The organism is Rhizobium laguerreae, from assembly GCF_019778565.1.
In the GTDB taxonomy this organism is placed as follows: Bacteria; Pseudomonadota; Alphaproteobacteria; order Rhizobiales; family Rhizobiaceae; genus Rhizobium; species Rhizobium laguerreae.
Genome location: NZ_JAAXQT010000009.1, coordinates 220,826 through 241,501 on the forward strand (window position 1 = coordinate 220,826; position 20,676 = coordinate 241,501).

20 protein-coding genes are annotated in these 20,676 nt (G+C 60.1%); 16 read left to right on the forward strand and 4 right to left on the reverse strand.

The genetic code is table 11. From position 1 onward, the window contains the following. The first annotated feature begins 169 nt into the window (after positions 1-169). From HFO71_RS25930 to HFO71_RS25965, 8 genes are all read left to right on the forward strand, one after another. A complete protein-coding gene (locus HFO71_RS25930) occupies positions 170-913 on the forward strand; it encodes a FadR/GntR family transcriptional regulator (RefSeq protein WP_168255521.1) in 744 nt (247 codons plus the stop codon). Beyond that, positions 897-2,495 (forward strand): ABC transporter substrate-binding protein, encoded by a 1,599-nt coding sequence (locus tag HFO71_RS25935; protein WP_077980611.1) that lies wholly within the window; start codon positions 897-899, stop codon positions 2,493-2,495. Before HFO71_RS25930 ends, HFO71_RS25935 begins: the two co-directional genes overlap by 17 nt. 71 nt (positions 2,496-2,566) lie before the next feature. Further along, entirely contained in the window at positions 2,567-3,526 is a 960-nt protein-coding gene (locus HFO71_RS25940; RefSeq protein WP_077980610.1) for an ABC transporter permease, read from the forward strand. Positions 3,527-3,528: 2 nt separating this feature from the next. Then, positions 3,529-4,407, forward strand: coding sequence for an ABC transporter permease (locus tag HFO71_RS25945; RefSeq protein WP_003550548.1), 879 nt, complete (start codon positions 3,529-3,531; stop codon positions 4,405-4,407). 18 nt (positions 4,408-4,425) lie between these two features. Beyond that, on the forward strand, positions 4,426-5,343 hold the full coding sequence (locus HFO71_RS25950) for a dihydrodipicolinate synthase family protein (protein WP_077980609.1): 918 nt from the start codon (positions 4,426-4,428) through the stop codon (positions 5,341-5,343). An 8-nt stretch (positions 5,344-5,351) separates the two neighbouring features. After that, positions 5,352-6,368, forward strand: coding sequence for an ABC transporter ATP-binding protein (locus HFO71_RS25955; RefSeq protein ID WP_077980608.1), 1,017 nt, complete (start codon positions 5,352-5,354; stop codon positions 6,366-6,368). Further along, on the forward strand, positions 6,369-7,322 hold the full coding sequence (locus HFO71_RS25960) for an ABC transporter ATP-binding protein (protein ID WP_077980607.1): 954 nt from the start codon (positions 6,369-6,371) through the stop codon (positions 7,320-7,322). 26 nt (positions 7,323-7,348) lie between these two features. Further along, positions 7,349-8,284 (forward strand): dihydrodipicolinate synthase family protein, encoded by a 936-nt coding sequence (locus HFO71_RS25965; protein ID WP_077980606.1) that lies wholly within the window; start codon positions 7,349-7,351, stop codon positions 8,282-8,284. A gap of 47 nt (positions 8,285-8,331) precedes the next feature. Here HFO71_RS25965 and HFO71_RS25970 read toward each other — a convergent pair whose 3' ends face one another. Further along, a complete protein-coding gene (locus HFO71_RS25970; protein ID WP_077980605.1) occupies positions 8,332-9,096 on the reverse strand; it encodes an IclR family transcriptional regulator in 765 nt (254 codons plus the stop codon). Between the two features lie 193 nt (positions 9,097-9,289). Between HFO71_RS25970 and HFO71_RS25975 the strand changes: the two genes are divergently transcribed. The 7 genes from HFO71_RS25975 to HFO71_RS26005 all read left to right on the forward strand — a co-directional run bounded on the left by HFO71_RS25975 (position 9,290) and on the right by HFO71_RS26005 (position 17,409). Beyond that, the gene (locus tag HFO71_RS25975; RefSeq protein ID WP_077980604.1) at positions 9,290-10,864 is read left to right on the forward strand and encodes an ABC transporter substrate-binding protein; all 1,575 of its coding nucleotides are present in this window, start codon (positions 9,290-9,292) and stop codon (positions 10,862-10,864) included. Between the two features lie 146 nt (positions 10,865-11,010). Continuing rightward, positions 11,011-11,865 carry an alpha/beta hydrolase gene (locus HFO71_RS25980; RefSeq protein WP_077980603.1) on the forward strand — a complete coding sequence of 285 codons (855 nt, stop codon included), beginning with the start codon at positions 11,011-11,013 and terminating at the stop codon, positions 11,863-11,865. Then, a complete protein-coding gene (ggt, locus tag HFO71_RS25985; protein ID WP_221988582.1) occupies positions 11,862-13,472 on the forward strand; it encodes a gamma-glutamyltransferase in 1,611 nt (536 codons plus the stop codon). The genes HFO71_RS25980 and ggt overlap by 4 nt, the downstream gene beginning before the upstream one ends. A 66-nt stretch (positions 13,473-13,538) precedes the next feature. Next, positions 13,539-14,513, forward strand: a complete 975-nt coding sequence (locus tag HFO71_RS25990; protein ID WP_221954157.1) for an ABC transporter permease — start codon at positions 13,539-13,541, stop codon at positions 14,511-14,513. Between the two features lie 3 nt (positions 14,514-14,516). Next, positions 14,517-15,431: an ABC transporter permease gene (locus tag HFO71_RS25995; RefSeq protein WP_077980600.1), complete on the forward strand. Its 915-nt coding sequence runs from the start codon at positions 14,517-14,519 to the stop codon at positions 15,429-15,431. Continuing rightward, entirely contained in the window at positions 15,428-16,405 is a 978-nt protein-coding gene (locus HFO71_RS26000; protein ID WP_077980599.1) for an ABC transporter ATP-binding protein, read from the forward strand. Before HFO71_RS25995 ends, HFO71_RS26000 begins: the two co-directional genes overlap by 4 nt. Then, positions 16,405-17,409 carry an ABC transporter ATP-binding protein gene (locus tag HFO71_RS26005; protein WP_221988605.1) on the forward strand — a complete coding sequence of 335 codons (1,005 nt, stop codon included), beginning with the start codon at positions 16,405-16,407 and terminating at the stop codon, positions 17,407-17,409. Before HFO71_RS26000 ends, HFO71_RS26005 begins: the two co-directional genes overlap by 1 nt. 48 nt (positions 17,410-17,457) lie before the next feature. Here the strand turns inward: HFO71_RS26005 and HFO71_RS26010 are convergent, their stop codons facing one another. The 3 genes from HFO71_RS26010 to HFO71_RS26020 all read right to left on the reverse strand — a co-directional run bounded on the left by HFO71_RS26010 (position 17,458) and on the right by HFO71_RS26020 (position 19,567). Continuing rightward, positions 17,458-17,883 carry a CBS domain-containing protein gene (locus HFO71_RS26010; protein WP_017957358.1) on the reverse strand — a complete coding sequence of 142 codons (426 nt, stop codon included), beginning with the start codon at positions 17,881-17,883 and terminating at the stop codon, positions 17,458-17,460. A 101-nt stretch (positions 17,884-17,984) separates the two neighbouring features. After that, positions 17,985-18,425: a DUF2267 domain-containing protein gene (locus HFO71_RS26015; RefSeq protein ID WP_131641184.1), complete on the reverse strand. Its 441-nt coding sequence runs from the start codon at positions 18,423-18,425 to the stop codon at positions 17,985-17,987. 92 nt (positions 18,426-18,517) lie between these two features. Further along, positions 18,518-19,567, reverse strand: a complete 1,050-nt coding sequence (locus HFO71_RS26020; RefSeq protein ID WP_077980597.1) for an AI-2E family transporter — start codon at positions 19,565-19,567, stop codon at positions 18,518-18,520. A gap of 142 nt (positions 19,568-19,709) precedes the next feature. On the opposite strand from HFO71_RS26020, the gene HFO71_RS26025 reads away from it, so the two are divergent. Further along, on the forward strand, positions 19,710-20,663 hold the full coding sequence (locus tag HFO71_RS26025) for an alpha/beta fold hydrolase (RefSeq protein ID WP_206111696.1): 954 nt from the start codon (positions 19,710-19,712) through the stop codon (positions 20,661-20,663). The last annotated feature ends 13 nt before the right edge of the window (positions 20,664-20,676 follow it).

Consider the following 20,676-nt stretch of genomic DNA (forward strand, 5'->3'; position numbering starts at 1 on the left):
TCCGGCAAAAGTGCGCCGTTCTTGTGGTCCTTCCGGTGCCCAAAAACTCCCGCCTCAAACGGCTGCCAGCCGGGTTCGGCGGCAGCTCTCCAAACCTGACCATTTGACAGATATCCTACAAGTCGATATGTAACTTCAATCTTATCGGCGATGCGGGAAAGTGACCGGCATGACATTGAAATCGATGAAGCCGCTAACGCGCGCGCCGCTGTTGCATGTCTCCGTGCAGGAAAGTCTGCGCGCCTATATCGACGACAATGGCCTTGCGCCCGGCACCCTGCTTCCGGCGGAAGGAGAGCTCGCCACCCAGCTCGGCGTCAGCCGCAATTCGCTGAGGGAAGGCATAAAGGCGTTGGAATCGCTCGGCGTGCTGGAGACGCGGCGCGGCGTCGGCATCTTCGTGAAGGCCTTTTCCTTCGAGCCGCTTCTCGACAACCTCGCTTATGGCCTCGGCGGCGCCCTGCGGCAGATCGAGGAGGTCCTCGAAATCCGGCGTACGCTGGAAGTGGGATTGATCGGCAAGACGATCGACGTGATCGGCGAGGAGGACATCGCCGAGCTGCGCGCCACCGTCAATCGGATGCGCGCCCATGCTGAGCGGGGCGAAACCTTTGCGCAAGACGACCAGTTGTTCCACCGACTGCTGTTTCGCTGCCAGGACAATGAAACGCTGGTGCGGCTGATCGATGTCTTCTGGCTCGCCTTCTATAAGGCGTCGGATTTCGTCAACCTTGAAAATGCCGATCCGATGGCGACGTGGCGCGACCATGCCGCGATCGTCGATGCGATCGAGGCAAAAGATCTGGAGGAGGCGCGCAGACGCCTGGATCGTCACTACGAAGGCATTGCCCGGGTGATTGCCAACAACAAGACAAGTTCAAACGTGGGAGGAACACATGAAAAGACTGTCTAGATTATCCGTCATTGCGCTTGGCGCCCTGCTGTCGACGGCTGCCGTTCCGGCTCTTGTCGTTTCGGGCGTTGCAGCTGAGGCTCAGGCAGCCACGCTGTCGGGCGGTTTCGATGTCGGCCCCGGAGGCTTCCAGGGCAACTTCAATCCGCTCGCCGCGACCGCCGGCTTCACCTGGCTCAGCGTCTACTACGAACCGCTGATCACCTATGACGAGAAGCTGCAGAAGGTCGTCGGCGCGCTGGCAAGCTCCTACGAGGTCAGCTCCGACCAGATGACCTACACGTTCAAGCTGGCGGACGCCAAATGGCATGACGGCAAACCGTTCACCGCCAAGGACGCGAAGTTCACCATGGGCCTTGCGATGGAAGCGAAAACCGGCTCGGTGCTCGCTGCCCGGCTGAAGGGCATATCGTCGGTCGAGACACCGGACGATCACACTGTTGTCATCAAGCTCAGCGCCCCCAGCAGCAGTTTTCCCGACACGATGACCAAGGTGATGATGCTGCCCGAGCATGCCCTCTCCTCGATTCCGGCCGACCAACTGGCGAAGAACGCGTGGTGGTCCACGGCCCCGATCGGCACCGGTCCGTTCAAATTCACCAAATACGTCTCGGATCAATATGTCGAACTTGCCGCAAATACCGATTACCGCGGTGGCAAACCCGCACTGGAACGCGTCATCAATCGCTATTTCGCCAACCCGGCCGCAGCGATCGCGGCGCTGAGATCCGGCGAAATCCAGTTCACCTATGTCGATTCCAACGACGTGCCGACCTTCAAGGACAACAAGGACTTTAAGGTCATCGAAGGCAACTCTTTCGTCGTCAACTATCTCGGCTTCAACCACGATTCCCCGCTCTGGAAGGACGTGCGCGTCCGCCAGGCGGTGATGTACGCGATCAATCGCGATGCCATCATCCAGAGCCTCTATGGCGGCGCGGCCAAGCCTGCCAATTGCGCCTATGTCGCCGAACAGCTGATACCTCAGGGCATCGACACCTATACCTACGATCCCGAGAAGGCCAAGCAATTGCTGACGGAAGCCGGTTGGGACCAGATCAACGGCAGCAAACCGATCACGCTTCTGACCTATTACACTACGCCGCTGGCGACCAACGTGCTTGCCGCAGTCCAGGCAATGCTTGCCCAGGTCGGCATCAACATCGTCCCGCGCGCCGTCGATGCGCCGACCTATAACAGCATCGTGCTCAATGCGACGCCGGATATTGCCCAGTTCCAGTTGGTTTATGCCGGGCTGCAGAACGGGCCGGATGCCGGAAGCATCAATGTCGGCCTCAACGAGAAGCAGATCCCTCCGGCCGGACCGAATGTCGCCAGGGTTCGCATGCCTGACCTCACCAAGGCGCTCGATAGTGCCTTGGCCGAGCCTGATAGCACCAAGCGGGATGCCGCCTACCAGGACGTCTGCAAGGCGATGAACACGAACCTGCCCTGGGCGACGCTCTGGGTGGCAAACCGCTACGGCATCGTCTCGACCAAGGTGAAGGATTTCGTCTGGACGCCGGCGCCGGGCGGCGGCCCCTACCAAGCCAATCCGCAGAAATGGTCGATTGCCGAATAGGCGTTTGCCGGGAAAGCCTCGAGGGTGGCCTCGGCCACCCTCACAAGACGGCCCGATAAGACGGATTGCCGATGCTCCAATACAGTCTCAGACGTCTGATCATAGGAATAGGCATGCTCGTTGCCCTGAGCATGCTGATCTTCCTGCTGCTGCGCCTGACACCCGGCGATCCGATCGATGCCTATATCGATCCGAATCTGCCGATGTCGCCGTCAGATCTTGCCGATCTGCGCCGAAGCCTCGGGCTCGATCAGCCCTTGCCCGTGCAGTATCTGGGCTGGTTGCAGCAGGCGCTGACCGGCAATCTCGGCTATTCGATCAAGCGTCTCGATCAGCCGGTTCTGGGTTTAGTGCTGTCACGGATCGGCCCGACAGTGCTCTTGATGGGCACCGCACTTGCCTTCGCCATCGTCGCCGGCATTACCTTCGGGGTGATCGGCGCCGTCCGCCGCAATTCGCTTGCCGATCTCTCCTTGTCGGTGGTTGCGCTTGCCGGCATTTCGAGCCCTGCCTTCCTCAGCGCGCTGATCGGGCTTTATATTTTCTCCGTCCGCCTGCACTGGATGCCATCCGGCGGCATGCTGACGCCGGGCGAGGAATTCTCGCTCGGTGATCTCCTCCACCATCTGATCCTGCCGGCGGCACTTCTGTCTGTCGCGCAAGCCGCATTGATCATGCGTTACATGCGCGCGTCGCTGCTCGAAGTCCTGAACCAGGATTACGTGCGCACGGCCCGCGCAAAGGGCGTTCGCGAGTTCTGGGTCATCACCAAGCATGCCTTGCGCAATGCGCTTCTTCCGATCGTGACGCTGATCGGCTCCACCATCGGGCTTGCAATCGGCGGCGCCATCTTCATCGAGAGCGTCTTCAACTGGCCGGGTATGGGTCTCTTGCTTGTCGATGCCGTGCAGACTCGCGACTACCCCGTCATCATGGGCGCGACGCTCGTCATCGGTGCTTGCGTTATCGTCGTCAATCTTCTGACCGACATCACCTATGCGGTCGTCGACCCGCGCATCAAGGTGGGCTGATCATGCTGGCACGCTCTTCCGAACGCCGGAGCCCCGGACCATTGGCTCGCGCCTTCAGTCGGTTTCTGCTCAACCGCGCAGCCGTTGCCGGCGTCTGTATTGCCATTCCAATGCTGCTGCTGATCCTCTCCTATCCGCTATGGTGGGCTTTCCGGCCGAACGACATCGATCTTCTGGCGATGAATAGCGGCCCGACGGCAACGCACTGGTTCGGAGCCGATGGCGTCGGCCGCGACGTCTTCGCCCGCGTGCTCGAAGGCGGCCGCATTTCGCTTCTGGTCGCCGTCGCATCGACCGCGCTTTCGGCAGTCATCGGGTTTCTCTTCGGGGCAATCTCGGCGCTTGCAGGACGATGGACGGACGCCGTCTCGATGCGCTTCGTCGATTTGGTAATGACCCTGCCGCCCGTCATCTTCCTGCTTGTGCTCGCCTCGATTGCCGGTACCGGCATTTGGCCGACGGTGCTCGTCATCTCGCTGCTTTCCTGGCCGCTGCTGGCGCGCATGATCCGTTCGCGGCTGCTGGAATTGCGTGAACGCGACTTCGTCATGGCCGCCCGCGGCATGGGCGCCGGCATCGGACATCTGCTCTTTCGCCACGGCCTGCCGAACTCGATCGATATCCTCGTGGTCTATGCAACGCTGCAGATCGCCAATGCCATTCTGCTCGAGGCGGGCCTGTCCTTTCTCGGTCTCGGCATCGCCCCGCCGGCGGCAAGCTGGGGCAACATGCTGAACGCGGCCCGCTCGACCGCCGTGCTCGAACAATATCCGTGGCAATGGCTCTTCCCCGGCGCCGCGCTCATCCTTGCCGTCCTGGCAATCAACTTCATTGGCGATGGCCTCAGAGATGCCTTCGACCCGCGTGCCGAACTGAACTGACAATCGAAAGAATCGAAAATGACCAAATTCAAGGGTGTCATCCCCCCTGTCGTAACACCGCTCAATCCCGATCTCACCGTCGACTATCCATCCTATACACGCGTGCTCGAGCATCTGATCGATGCCGGTTGCCATGGCGTATTCGTGCTCGGCTCGACGAGCGAGGTGATCTTCCATGACGAAAAGACCCGGCGGGAAATCATCGAACATTCGGCCAAGGTGGTGAATGGCCGGGTGCCGCTGATCGTCGGCGTCATTGACCCGACCACGGATCGCGTCATCGCCCATGCGAAGGTCGCAAAGGCCGCCGGCGCCGATGCGGTTGTGGTGACGGCCCCATTTTATACGGTCACCAGCCAGTCCGAGATCCTCGACCACTTCCGTTATATCCGCGACGCGGTGGACATTCCGCTGGTCGCCTACGACATTCCCGTCTGCGTTCACGTCAAGCTGCAGCGCCACACCGTGGTCACGCTCGCCAGGGAAGGCGCGATTATCGGCCTCAAGGATTCCAGCGGCGACGACGGCAACTTCCGCTACGCGCTCCTCGATCTTGCCGAACACAAGGACGTCTTCCTGATGACCGGCTCCGAGATCGTCGTCGATACTGCCCTGCTGATGGGCGCCCATGGCGTCGTTCCCGGTATCGCCAATGTCGATCCGCACGGCTATGTCCGCCTTTGGGATGCTGCCCAGCGCGGTGATTGGGTCGCCGCGAGGAAGGAACAGGAGCGTCTCTGCCGCCTGTTCGAAATCGTCTGGGTCGCGCAGGGCCGCGTCAGCGGCGGCGCAGCCGGCATCGGCGCCTTCAAGGCGGCGATGCGCAGCCTCGGCATCATTGATTCCGCCGTCATGCCGCGGCCGCGTGCCTCCCTCAACGATGCCGAAACGGCGCGGATCGACGAGATCCTGCGTGCAACCGGTCTGCTGAACTGAGCCGGCTGATGGAACAGACCGCCGAACCCGTACTCGACATCAGGGGATTGCGAACGGTCTTCCGCATCCGCGGCGGCGAGATCACGGCGGTCAACAATATCGACCTGACCGTTGCCGCCGGTGAGACGCTTGCACTGGTCGGCGAATCCGGCTCCGGCAAGTCGGTCACCAGCCTATCCGTCATGCGGCTGCTCACCCGCAACATCGGCGTGATCGCTGCAGGCAGCATCCGCCTTGCGACCAGCGACGGCGTGGTCAGAGATCTGGTCTCCCTAGATGACGAGAGCATGCGCAGGATCAGGGGCGACGACATCGGCATGATATTCCAGGAGCCGATGTCGAGCCTCAATCCCGTCTTCACCATCGGCGACCAGATCGCCGAGCCGATCCGCATCCATCGCGGAGCGGACCGCAAGGCGGCGATGAACGCAGCCGTCGCGTTGCTTGAAAGCGTCGGCATACCGGATGCCCAGCGCCGCGCCCGCCAATATCCGCACGAACTGTCGGGCGGCATGCGGCAGCGTGCCACGATCGCCATGGCGCTCGCCTGCGATCCGGCGCTGCTGATCGCCGACGAGCCGACAACGGCGCTCGACGTGACGATCCAGGCGCAGATTCTCGACCTGCTCCTCAAACTGCAGCGCGAGCGCGGCATGGCCATGCTCTTTGTCACCCACAATCTCGGCGTGGTCGCCGAAATCGCCCATCGCGTCGCGGTAATGTATGCCGGCCGGATCGTCGAAGAAGGGCCGGTCGGCGAGGTTTTCCGCAATCCCAAGCACCCCTACACGATGGGCCTTCTCGCCTCCATGCCGCGCCTTGGCGATGCCGCGCGGATGAAGCTGGCCGGCGAAAAGCTTGCGGCCATTCCCGGCATGGTTCCGAGCCTGATGAACATGCCGAGCGGCTGTGCCTTTTCCCCGCGCTGCAAGTTCGCGATCGATGCCTGTCGCGCTGCCGTTCCCGCACTCGAACAGGTCAATCCGCAGCATCGCAGCCGCTGCATCAGATGGCAGGAGATCTAGATGAGTGCACCGCTGCTCTCCGTCCGTGACCTTTCGAAACATTATACTTCCCGCGGCACGCGGCTGAACATTCTTGAGGGTATCTCCTTCGACATCGGCAAGGGTGAAGTCGTCGGGCTTGTCGGCGAATCCGGCAGCGGAAAGACCACGATCGGGCGCTCTGTCCTTCGCCTGGTCGAGCCGTCGTCAGGCAGCGTCCGTTTCGACGGCACAGAACTCACGGCACTTTCCGCCTCCGCGCTCAGAAGGCAACGGCCGCGCATGCAGTATATTTTCCAGGACCCCTTCGCTAGCCTGTCGCCGCGTATGACGATCGGCGAGATCCTGACGGAAGGCCTGAAGATCCAGGGGATCGGCACCGCCCGTGACAGGCTCGAACGGGCGCAGTCGGCCTTGACCCAGGTCGACCTGCCCGCCGATGCGATCAATCGATATGCCCATGAATTTTCCGGTGGCCAGCGCCAGCGCATCGGCATTGCCCGTGCGTTGACATTATCGCCAGAATTCATCGTCGCCGACGAGCCGGTCTCGGCGCTCGACGTGTCGATCCAGGCGCAAGTGATCAACCTGCTGCGCGATCTGCAGCAGCAGCTTGGCCTGACCATGCTGTTCATCTCGCATGACCTTGCAGTTGTCGAATATATCTGCGACCGGGTGATCGTGCTTTATCTCGGCCGCATCATGGAAATCGCGCCGAGTGTTGATCTCTATGCGAGACCGCAGCATCCCTATACACGCGCGCTTCTCTCGGCGATTCCGTCGCCTGATCCGGATGCCCGCCGTAACAGGCAGATCCTGAAAGGCGATATTCCAAGCCCGGCCAATCCGCCGAGCGGATGTGTTTTTCGCACGCGTTGTCCGAGCGCGCTTGAAGCCTGCGCGGGCGCCGTTCCGCAACTGCGGGAAATCGCTCCCGGCCACTTCAAGGCCTGCATCCGCGACGACCTCAACTGATCCGTCATCCATCGGAGAAACAAGAGATGAATGCGAAGACGCCGCGTCCCGCCATCGGCGGAAATTGGGCGAGCCTGCTTCTGCCGATCGCAGCCGATGACAGCATCGAATTCGACAAGCTTGGTGAAGAGATCGACATCCTCATCGATGCCGGCGTCGATGGTATCTATTCGAACGGCACTGCCGGCGAATTCCACAATCAGACGGAGGCGGAGTTTGACAGCATCCAGGCAATGCTGGCCGAACGCTGCAAGGCATCTTCAACGCCATTCGTCATCGGTGCCTGCCAGCCCGACCCGCTGATCATGCTCAATCGCGTCCGCCGCGCCGCCGTGCTCGATCCCCGCGCCATTCAGGTCATATTGCCCGACTGGTGGCCGCTCAACGATGCCGAAGCGGTCGACTTCCTCAAACGAGCGGCCGAGGCTGCCGACGGCATTCCGCTCATCCTCTACAATCCGCCGCATGCAAAACGGGTGCTGGCGCCAAAGGACCTCGGCATGGTCTGCGCGGCGGTGTCTGAGGTGATCGGCATCAAGCTCGCCGATGGCGACGCTTCCTGGTATGTCGAGGCGCGCCTGTATCTGTCCGGGCTGTCGCTCTTCGTCCCCGGCCATCATCTCGCAACCGGCACCAAGGAAGGTGTGGCAGCAGGCTCTTTTTCCAACGTGGCCTGCCTTAGTCCCCGCGGTGCTCAGACCTGGACGGTCTCGATGCGAAACGATATAGACGCCGCACTCGATTTGGAGCGACGCATCTGCACGTTTATGGACGCGCATATCGTCCCCTTTCGCCAGGAATTTGGCTATTCGAACGCCGCTCTCGACAAACTTTTGAGTGCGATCGGCAATTGGGGACCCGTAAGCACCCGCTTGCGGTTTCCCTATCGCTCGATAGACATGGCAGAAGCGGTCAGATTGCGACGCATCGCACGCGCCGAACTCCCCGATCTTTTCCCCTGAGTTTGCCTAAAGAAGGGGCCTTTCCGCATGGCGCGCAACGAAAACTTCTACCATCCCAGCCGGGCGGATATCTTGCTGGAGGCCTCCTTCAGCAGAACGATGAAGCGGTCGACGTCGCTTTTTTGTGTGCGGAAGGCCGGGGCGCCGACATTCACCGCGGCGATCACGGACCCGTCGAATGCCAGAACCGGCACTGAGACGGAGACGAGTTGCTCGCTGACTTCACCATAACTCACACAAAATCCCTGGCGGCGGATTTTATCCAATTCAGCAACCAGCTTGCCACGATCCGTGATCGTGCGCTTGGTCAGCCGCGGCAAAGTCTCCGGGATCATTTGTAACTGCACCTGGGGGTGGAGATAGGCGAGAAGCACCTTGTACGAGCCGGCCGTGAGCGGCCGTCTTCGACCGATCATCGCCTGCACCCGCAAGTCGCGCATCGGTTCGAACTTTGCAATGCACAGGGATTCCCCATTGTCGATGATCCTGAGCTGGGTCGTTTCGTTCGCCTTTTGGCCGACTTCTTCAAGGATAGGATTGGCTATTCGCACCAGATCAACCTGTGTCGAGGCAGCGGTCCCGAGAATGATCGCAGTCGTCCCCAGCCGATAAGTGCCCGTATCGCTCTTCCGCACCAGGCCGCGCCGTTCCAGTGTGCGTAACATGCGCAAAATTCTCGGCTTGGTTTCCCCGAGGTTCTGCGCCACCTCAGTCAGTCTGATATCCGGGTTTTTGGCGACATTCAGCAATACGTCAATGCAGACATCAACAGATTGCACGGTATCGCTTTTTGATGGTTGTCTTTTGTCCATAAGACCAGAAGTTTCTCCGCGACTAAGGTCGAAGGATTGGCATACTTTCAAGTTACGCCTATCGTAACGCGCTTGTTTTCCGTTTGACAGCCCCCTTGAGGCCCCCTTACCAATTTGTGTCAAGAGCGGACGGGAACCTGCTCGCACCGACCAAGCAAGGTCGGCCCAAAAACGCTAAACCGGGATGGATGAAATGGCCGCAAAAACATTGACGCGGGCAGCGATCGGGCTGCTCGGAACGATTGCTATTCCTGCAATGGTCGTCGCACAGGAAGCCCCGCTGACGATCGGGATGTCGACGACGCCGACGACGCTGGATCCCCATGAAGACAGTTCGGCGCCAAACAATGCGACCTCGCGCCATATCTGGGACAGCCTCATAAACCTCACGGGAACCTCGGCAAATGCTCCGGAGCTCGCCACCGAATGGAAGGTCGTCGACCCAACCCACTGGGAATTCAAGCTGCGGAAGGGCGTGAAATTCCATGACGGCAGCGAGTTCAACGCCGATGACGTCATCGCTTCGCTTCTGCGTGCCCGCGACAAGCCCAGCCAGAGCTTTGCTTCCTACACCCGCAATATTGTCAATGTCACGGCCACGGATCCCTATACCATCGTCGTCGAGACGAAGGTTCCGGATCCGATCCTGCTGAATTCCGTCAGCCGAATTCGCATTATCAGCGCCGATTGCAAGGAGGCGCCGGTCCAGGATTTCGACAACGGCAAATGTGCAATCGGAACCGGGGCCTATTCCTTCGTCTCCTATTCGCCAGGCAGCAACCTGACCTTGAAGCGCAATGACGGCTATTTCGCTGGCCCCTCGCACTGGTCGAACGTCACGCTGCGCTTCCTGCCCGATGACGGCGCCCGTCTGGCATCGCTTCTTTCCAACGAGATCGACATTGTCGAAACTCTTCCTGCCGATGGAATGGCACGCGTCGAAGCGAGCGATAATCTGCAAGTCATCAACGGCCTATCTTCCCGCTTCGTCTATCTTGGGCTCGATGTCAGCCGCGATGTTTCACCTTTCGTGAAGGCTGCGGATGGTTCCGATCTCGACAAGAACCCGCTCAAGGATGAACGGGTGCGTCGCGCAATGCTGATGTCGATCAACCGGCCGGCAATCGTCGACCGCGTCATGCAGAAGAATGGCACGGTGGCCGACCAATTCGTCGTCCAAGGCTATGCGGGCTATTCCGAAAAAGTCGAGAAGGTGGGCTATGATCCTGCTGCAGCCAAGGCGCTTCTGGCTGAGGCCGGTTATCCGGATGGCTTCAGCCTGACCCTGCATGGCCCCTCTGGCCGTTACGTCAAGGATGCCGAAGTTCTGCAGGCGGTCGGCCAGATGTTCACGCGCATCGGCATCAAATCGAAAGTCGAGGTCCTGCCCTGGTCGATGTATTCGGAAGCCTATTCAAAGGGCACCTACAGCACCTATTTCGGCTCCTGGGGTGTGAACACCGGCGAAACCACCAATCCGACTGTTGCACTCGTCGCCACGCGCGACGAGAAAAAGGGGACCGGCAGATATAACGGCGGCGGCGTGTCCGATCCGAAGATCGACGAGGTGCTGGCCAAGGCGAGTTCGACACTCGATGAAGCTGCACGCGCGCCCCTTCTCAAGGAGCTGTCGACAGAGACCTTCAACAACCTCTGGCTCCTCCCAATGCATTACGAAAACGTCGTGCTGGGCGCAAAGAAGACCGTGTCCTACACCCCGCGCGGCGACAAATATACGCTCGCTTACGACGTGAAGCCGGCGGACTGATGCATCTCGTCCAAAAGCGTGCAGCGGTTTTGGGACAAATAAAGATTTGAAGTGCGTCGCATCGATCCAATCGATGCGGCGCGGTTTAAAACAGCAGCATGGGGCCGCCCCGAGGCCACCCTTTCTTCATCTCCCAGGAGACATTCATGCAGGAACTTGGAACGGGCGAAGCCGTCGCCCGGGCGAAGGCCATCTATGACTATGGCCAGACGGCCATCTTCGCCTCTCAGGCCGATCCCCGCCTCCATATGGTGCTTTATGTGCCGCCGACGGCGGCAGACGGCCGCAAGCTCGACCTCCTAGTCGCGGTCCACGGCACCGGGCGCACGTCGGCCATCGACTTCCGCGACGGTTTTGCCGAATTCGGACTCTACAACGACTGCGCCATCCTTTGCCCGATCTTCCCGGTTGGCGTTCTCGGCGATGGTGCGCGTTCCGGCTACAAGTTTCTTGAGGAAGGCGACATCCGCTACGATCAGGTCGTCCTTGCCATGGTCGCGGAGATGGCCGACAAATACCGCCAGGACTGGTCCAAATTCGCCATGTTCGGCTTCTCCGGCGGCGGGCATTTCGTGCACCGTTTCACCATCCTGCATCCGGAAAAGCTCTGGGCGGCATCGATCGGCGCACCTGGTTCCGTCACCCTTCTGGATCCGACGCGTGACTGGTGGGTCGGCATTCGGGATCTGGAGGCACGCTTCGGCAAGGCCTTCCGGCCCGAGGATCTCGCCAAGGTGCCGGTGCATATGATCGTCGGCGACGCCGATCTGGAGACCTGGGAAATCACCCATAAGCCGGGCGGCAAATATTATATGGATGGCGCAAACGACGCCGGCAAAACCCGGCCAGAGCGCCTTGCCGCCTTGGCGAGCTCATTCCGCAAAGCGGGTGTCGATGTGACATTCGATCGTGTTCCGGGCGTCTCTCACGACCGGATGAAGGTTCTCGGTCACGTCAAGACCTTCCTGGCAAAGGTACTGGAGGGCCGTCGCGCGAAATGAGAAATGCAACGATCGTGGCGCCTCAGCCGGAGGCAGTCGAAGCCGGCGCGGAAGTTCTCGAACGCGGCGGCAATGCCATCGACGCAGCACTTGCCTGTGCTTTCGTCCAAGGTGTGGTCGACCCGCAGATGGCCGGCATCGGCGGCTTCGGCTCCATGCATGTCTATATGCCGAAAAAGGGCGTGCACGAGATCCTCGAATTTTATGCGCGCGCGCCGTTGAAGGCTGCGCCGGACATGTGGCTCGACAAGATCAAGTACCAGAGCCGCGACGGCTTCGGCTACGTGCTTGAAGGCAATATTTCCGATATCGGCTACCTTGCCGTCTGCACTCCCGGCTCGCTAAAGGGCTATGAGACCGCGCTACGCAATTACGGCACCTTCGATTGGGCCGATCTCGTCAAGCCGGCCATCCGCCTGGCCCGTAACGGTTTCATGATCCGAAACCACATGCACTGGTATTGGGCCAAGGACCAGTCGAATGACGGTTTTGCCAACACGCTCGACAAGCTGCGCTTTTCTGCAACGGGCCGGAAAGTCTATTTCCACGACGACGGCACGCTCAAGAATGTCGGCGACCTGCTCGTCAACAAGGACATGGCACAGACCCTCGAACGCATCGCGCGAAGCGGCGGCTCGGACATCTTCTATCACGGCGAACTGGCCGAGCAGATCGCCGACGATTTCAAGGCAAATGGCGGCTTGATCGATCGGCAGGATCTGGCGCGTTACGAATTGTCGAAGGTAGAGCCCGTTTGGGGCGACTACCGCGACAACCGCATCGCCACCTCGCCTCCACCAGGCTCGGGCTTCCCGATGCTTGAACTCCTGCATATCATGGAGCAGTTCGATGTCGGCTCGCTGCAGCATGGCAGCGCCGAGCATGTCCGCATCCTGTTCGAGGCGATGAAGCGGATGACGATCGACAAGGACGCACATATGGGCGATCCCGCATATGTCGACGTGCCCTATGAAAAGCTGGTTTCGAAAGAGCATGCAAAGGCGCATGCCGGCGCGATCAAGGCGGGTGAGATCGCCAGCGTATCGCGCCTTGATGGGTCGCAACGCGACACCACCCATATCTCGGTGATCGACAAGGATGGCAATGCCGTCGCGATGACCCACACCCTCGGCAGTCCCTCGGGCGCGATCACCGATGGCCTCGGCTTCATGTACAATGGCACGATGAGCCGCTTTAATCCGCTTCCGGGCAAGCCCGGCTCCATCGCGCCCGGCAAGCGGCGTCCCAGCTCGGCGGCACCGACGATCGTCTTTAAGGGCGACGAGCCCAGCATCGTCATCGGAGCGCCAGGCGGCAGCTATATCGCGCCGGCCGTTGCGCAATGCCTGATGAACATGATCGATTTCGACATGTCCGTGATCGAGGCCGTCTCGGCGCCAAGGATCGTAGGAGTGTCAAACACGATCGACATCTGCAATCGCATTCGCCACTCTGTCGAAGATGAGTTGCGGGCGCAGGGCTACCAGGTGGCGCGGTCGCCGCAGACATATGCGTTCGCCGCAGTCCACGCGATCAAGATTGACGGCGGCATCTCGAAAGGCGCGGCCGATCCGCAGCGCGACGGGATGGCGATCTCCGTCGCCTAGATTCAAAAATGTTACAGCGTCCTTTGCGGCTCTCGAAAAGACGCGCGGTGCTGTGGGAGAGGTTCAATGGTCACATCCATTATCAGGCGGTTGATACAGGCGCTGCTCGTCGTTGTCGCGATGACGATCATTGTCTTCATCGGCGTCAATGTGATTGGCAACCCGGTCGACATCTTGATCAACCCGGACGCCAACCAGGCGGAGCGGGCACTCGTTATCGCGCATTACGGCCTGGATCAGCCGCTGTGGAAACAATATCTGCTGTTTCTCCAAGGACTTCTGCACGGGAATTTCGGCAACAGCTTCGTCTATGGGCGGCCGGCGCTGGGTCTGATCCTTGAACGTCTCCCAGCGACACTCGAACTGGCGATCACGGCTCTCGGCATCGCGCTGCTGTTCGGCTTACCGCTTGGGCTGTATGCAGGGCTCTACCCCAATCGAATTTCCTCCCGGCTCATCATGAGCGGTTCGATTCTGGGCTTCTCACTTCCGACCTTCTGGGTCGGTCTCATGCTGATCATGGTATTTTCCGTCGAGCTCGGCTGGTTGCCGACGAATGGCCGCGGCCCGACGCAAGAACTGCTTGGCGTACAATGGTCGTTTCTGACCGCAGACGGCATCAGGCACCTCTTATTGCCCGCCTTCAACTTGGCTCTGTTTAAAACGTCGCTCATTCTTCGGCTGACCCGCGCCGGTGTGCAGGAGGTCCTTCCCCAGGACTATGTGAAGTTTGCCCGCGCCAAGGGATTGCGAGAGCGGCGGATCATTTCCGTGCACGTTCTCAAGAACCTGATGATCCCGGTGGTGACCATCATCGGCCTCGAGTTCGGGTCACTGATCGCCTTTTCGGTCGTCACCGAAAGCATCTTTGCGTGGCCCGGCATGGGCAAGCTCATCATCGACTCGATCAATCTTCTCGATCGCCCTGTCATCGTCGCCTACCTGATGATGATGGTGCTGCTCTTCGTCGTCCTCAATTTCATCATTGATATCTGTTATACCCTTCTGGATCCGCGGGTCCGGCTGGAAGGAAAGGCTTGACCCATGGCCGAACCAAACACCCAAGACACAAGCGCTCCAGCGCCCGAACCCAGTCGTCTGTCGAAAGGGATTGCGGATTTCTTCAGCTCTCCTGCAGCCGCGATCGCCTTCCTCACGCTGGTGATCATCTGTTGCCTGGCGCTGTTCGCGCCATGGATCTCTCCGCAAAACCCCTATGATTTGATGCAGCTCGACATCATGGACGGACGGCTGCCGCCGGGGTCCGAATCCATGACCGGGCTTGTCTATCACCTCGGTACCGACAGCCAGGGCCGCGATATTCTGTCCGGCATCCTCTATGGCCTGCGCACCTCGTTGCTGGTGGGCGTTCTGTCGGCTTTCGCTGCTGCCATCATCGGAACCTCGGCCGGACTGTTCGCCGCTTACATGGGAGGTCGCACGGAAACCGCGATGATGCGGCTCGTCGACCTTCAGCTCTCGTTTCCGACCATATTGATGGCGCTCATGATGCTCGCTGTGCTCGGCAAGGGCGTGCCCAATGTCGTGATCGCACTGATCATCGCCGAGTGGGCGACCTATGCCCGCACCGTCCGCGGCACCGCTCTGGTCGAGCGCGAGAAGGAGTATATCGAGGCGGCCCGGATGCTGCGCCTGCCCGGATGGCGCATCCTCTTCAGGCACCTGCTGCCGAACTGTCTTGCGCCGGTCATCGTCATCGCCACCATGCAGATCGCCAGGGCAATTGGCCTCGAAGCAACCTTGTCCTTCCTCGGCCTCGGTGCATCGGTGACCGAACCCTCGCTCGGCATGCTGATCTCGACGGGCTACCAGTATCTTCTGACGGGCCTCTACTGGATCAGCTTCTTTCCCGGCATTGCCCTTCTGGTCACGATCGCGGCGATCAATCTCGTCGGCGACCGGCTGCGCGATGTCCTCAACCCGAGGAACATGTCATGACCCCATTGCTGCAAGTGAGCAATCTCGTCACCGAATTCGGCGGCGGCAGGGGACGGCCCAGCCTTTGCGCCGTCAATGATGTGTCATTCACGGTGGAGCGCGGCAAGGTCCTTGGTCTTGTGGGAGAATCCGGATCCGGAAAGTCGGTGACCGGCTTCTCGATCATGCGGCTCCTCGATAAGCCCGGGCGGATTGTCGGCGGCAGCGTCATCTTCGACGGCGCCGACATCGCGAAATATTCGGACGAAGAGATGCGGCAGCTGCGCGGCAAACGGATCGCCATGGTATTCCAGGATCCGATGATGACGCTCAATCCGGTTCTGACGGTCGGCACGCAGATGGTGGAAGCCGTGCAGGCACACGAGCGAGTCTCGAAGGATGCTGCCCGGCAGCGGGCGCGCGATGCTTTGGCGCTGGTCGGAATACCAAGCCCTGAAGAAAGGCTTGCCGCTTATCCGCATCAGTTTTCCGGCGGAATGCGCCAGCGTGTGGCGATTGCCATCGCGCTTCTTCACAAGCCGGACCTTATTATCGCCGATGAACCGACAACGGCGCTGGATGTGACGATCCAGAGCCAGATCATTTCCGAATTCCAGAAGCTCACCGAAGAGGGAAATACGGCGGTGATCTGGATCACCCACGATCTGGCGATCGTCTCAAGATTGGCCGACGAGATCGCCGTCATGTATGCTGGCCGCCTCGTCGAGACCGGACCCGTGGGCAAGGTTCTGACCGATCCTCATCATCCCTACACGGCCGGTCTGATCGCGTCCGTTCCTTCGCAAAACAGACGCGGAGAGCCGCTTCGCCAGATCCGCGGCATGACGCCGGCCATCAACCGCCTCCCACAGGGATGCAGTTTTCGTACGCGCTGTGATCGGGCAACCGACGGCTGTCTGGTCATGCCGGCGCTCGTGCCGGAAGGCGATCGCTCCTTCCGCTGCATTCATCCCGTAACGAAAGAGGTAGCATGATGACGGCGACCGCCGCGCCCCTGATCGAAGCGAGGAACGTGTCGCAGCGCTTCGGAGCCAAGCCCGATCTCGCCGCTAAGATCGCGCTCAAGCTCAAACTGGCCAAACCGGCGCCTGTCGTTCACGCGCTTGATAATGTCAGCCTCAGCATTCGGCCCGGAGAGGTTGTCGGCCTCGTCGGCGAAAGCGGTTGCGGGAAGTCGACGCTCGGCCGCGCCATTGCCGGGATCACCTCGCCGAGCCAGGGCCAGATTCTCTGGAAGGGGATGGATCGAAGCGCCATGTCGAAAGGCGAGCACCATCAGTTCGGTCTCGCCAGCCAGATGATCTTCCAGAACCCGATGGCGGCTCTCAATCCGCGCATGACCGTCGAGGAGCTTATCTGGGAGGCGCCTCGAACGCATGGGCTTGCCCGCTCGACGGAACGCGACGTCTATGTCGACAGATATTTGATGCTGGCCGGTTTCGACCCGGCCATGAAAAAGCGATACCCGCACCAGTTTTCCGGTGGCCAGCGGCAACGTGTCAATATTGCGCGTGCGCTTGCCGTGCAGCCGAAATTCCTCGTCTGTGACGAAAGCGTCGCCGCACTCGACGTTTCCATCCAGGCCCAGGTGATCAACCTGTTCATGGAACTTCGTGACAAGCTCGACCTGACCTATTTGTTCGTCAGCCATGATCTCGGCGTCGTGGAACATATTTCCGATCGCGTTGCGATCATGTATCTCGGCCGCATCGTCGAAGAGGCGCCCGTCGAGGAGGTTTTCAGGCGGCCCAATCATCCTTACACGAAAGCGCTCTTGGCCGAGGTGCCGCGCATCGAACCCGGCAAGCGGCAGTTCAAGCCCGTCGTTGGCGAACTCCCCAGCCCGATAAACCCGCCGAAAGGCTGTCACTTCCATCCGAGATGCCCGTTTGCGATGGACCGCTGTCATATGGAAGCGCCGGTGAAAAAGGAAATTGCACCGGGGCACCTGTCGGCTTGCCACCTCAACGATGAATGATCTCAAACGACAGGATGCTGATTGCTTCAGGCCTAAAATCATCCTCGTCTAATGTGCATGAGCACCGCCCGGTCGGGAAACCTTTTTCAACCCGGCTCCTGCTGCAGCGGTGTCCGCCAGGGACGCGTCGCCGAGCGAGATGACGCCGGTAAGGCGTTTGTCACGATTGACGACGGGAAGGCGGCGGACCTGGACCTGCCCCATATTGCGGGTTACGTCGTCGACATCTTCGTCTTCGAAACAATATTTGACATCGCGCGACATGACTTCGCGCACCTTTGCATCGCCCCCTAATCCGTCGGCAAGCCCGCGCACGACGAGATCGCGGTCGGTGATGGTTCCGACGAGCCGGTCGTTGTCGCCGACCGGCAGGAAGCCGATCTGCCTGTCGGCCATGCATCTCGCGATTTCGGCTATCGTCTGGTTAGGGTTGGCGATTTCTACATCGCGCGACATGATCTCTGACACTTTCATGGTCTTTCCTCCTGCCTTTTGCGGTTAGTGGACGTCGAATGTTCCGGTGAGAGTCGTTTCCGAAACGATGTGGTTGCGGCTCCTGCCACTCTCTTGATGCCCTAATGGCGCATATCCGGATCCGGCCAGAGCGCCTGGACTTCTGCCGGCAGTCCGTGGCGCACTTTCCGCACCTCGCCCGGATCGATGTAGTGGGAAAGCACACGGAAAACCGACCGCACGGCCTCCTTCGCGTCTACCGGATGCGTCGATGAAAGCTCGTGGTTCACCTGCTCCAGGAACTCATCCAGGGAACGGGAGCGGACGGGTTGTTTGGAAGGATCGTATCGATCGTAATAGGCGCCGCGCACAAGGAGCGGCAGCTGAGCCGACAGATGCGCAGCCAGATCGATCGGCAGACGATCTCTCAACGTATGAAGAACCGCGCCAAGCACATGCCAGGCGAGCTGCCGATCAGGTCCTTGGTCGGCCATCAGATCGTCGAGCCATATATTTGTGGTTTGCAGCGTCTTATCGAAGACGGCGACACCCGAAGCGCTCATGGCTTCACCTCCATGATGATGGTTCGAATCTGTTGAACCATTGAGGGAGATGAAAGTTCCGGAAGCCATCGTTAAATGCTCCGGCCGCATCGTCAGGAATCCGACGTGCCCTCCTCCTCCACGAATATCCCCCAAGCGGCGATGAAGAGAGCGGCTATTAACGGGCCGATCACGAAACCATTGATGCCTACGAGAGAGATGCCGCCAATGGTGGAAATGAGGACGACATAGTCGGGAAGCTTGGTCTCCCTGCCGACCAAGGATGGCCTCAGAAGATTATCGACAAGACCGATGACGAGGGCGCCGACCGCAACCAGCACAATCGCCTTCATCCAAAAGCCGGCCAGGGCCAGGTAAATGGCCGTGGGCACCCAGATCAATGCGGCGCCGACCGCAGGCAGCAGCGACAGGAAGCTCATCAGTACGCCCCACAGAAGGGCTGGCTCGACGCCGAGGGCCCAAAAGGCGATGCCGCCGATCGAACCCTGGATGATGGCGATGATAATATTGCCTCGCACGGTCGCGTGAACGACCGAAGTGAATTTGGAAGTGAAGCGAAGGGTATGGGCATCGCTGAGAGGCAGCGCTCTTCTGATGGCGCGGGCAACGGCGCGCCCATCCCGGAACATGAAGAACAGGAGATAGAGCATCACGCCGAAGGTGACGAAGAACCGCAGGGTGTTCTGACCGAGGCTTAAGGCGCGTCCGGCAAAAAAACCGCCGCCCTGCATCAATGCCGAGGAAACGCGATCCTGTAACGTATCGACGCCGTTCAGCTCGATGCTCCGGAGCCAGTCGCGGAGGAACAAGGGCAATGCTTCCTGCAGATTATGAATAAAGCTCCGGACGTCGATCTCGCCAGTGTCCATACGTTGGTAGAGATGGTTGCCCTGCTGGACGAGTGAACTGAGGACGATCAGCCCGGGAATGATAACGACGCAGAGACAGATCAACACAGAGAGCGCTGCAGCAAGGTTTCCGCGCCCACCCAGCCGAGCCTCGATACGGGCGTGAAGCGGGAAGAAGATGATAGCGAGGACGACTGCCCAGAATATCGCCGAATAGAACGGTAGCACGACGGCGACGAACGCTATGGTCACGAGGACCAGAAGCACATAGAAACTGACACGCTGAAGGAGCATTCGATCTTTCCGCTTCGAGACCGCGATGATGGTAGCACAGATAAGGCGGCAACGCTGGGCCTCCCTTCCATCCTACTCTAACCGTTCATTGCCGTAGGCGCCGTCCCCCAACCGGCCGGAACTTCTTCTTCGGATTTTAGTTATGCGGTTCATGTTAGTGAAGCCACTCCAGCCGACGCTCGGAACAACAATTCACGTTGAAGATCAGGATGTTCACATCCTTGACGGTGGCAACTCACATGGCATCCCAGTCCTCCTCCTGCATGGCTGCGGCAGCCTTGCGCAGGAAATTTTGCTTCCCTTCGACAACAGCGATTTCCGGATCATTGCACCCGACCGGCCTGGCTATGGACTGAGCACGCCGCTTGCACCGGCTGAGCGCGGACCTGAGGGACAGTCCTTCTGGCTTGAACGCCTTCTCGCGTCTCTTGATCTGCCGGAGGTGAGGATCGTCGCGCACTCGATCGGCAGCGCAGCGGCGTTACACCTTGCTGCAAGAAGACCAGACCTCGTCAGCGGACTTTTTCTCATGTCCCCGTGTTGCGCCCCTGTGCCATCGAAGCCATTGATTGTGCTTAGATCGGCGGTCGCTCCGGTGGTCGGGCCGTTGATCCGCCAGCACGTCATCGGTCGGTGGCCAGCATTCTTTCTGGATCGAGGTCTGAGGTCGTCCTCTTTTCCCAATCCCCTGCCTTCTCATCTCTCGGGCCTGCCGGCCTCTCACGTGGTCAATCCCATTACCATCCGCACGATGGCCGACGAGTTGCGCGCCTTCAACCGAGACATGGAGCGCCTTCCAGATCTGCCTGGCGATCTCCCCCTGCACGTTCTCTTCGGGGTGGCGGACCGCGTGATTTCACCGCACTGGCATATTGATTGGCTTTGCAGGAAGCATCCGAGGCCGATCGTCAGATTGCTGGAAGGTGTCGGGCACTTGCCCCATCATGTGGTCCCTGGCGTGGCGCGAGAGATGCTTTGTGCTCTTGTGGAGGCATTCGAAGAAGCGGAACTGCCGCGTGTGAGGAGCATCGGCTCGCAGGCGGTTGCGGAAGAGTACATGCCGATCTTCAGAGGAGATGAATGCCCGGCTCCTTAACTCGAAGCGCCGC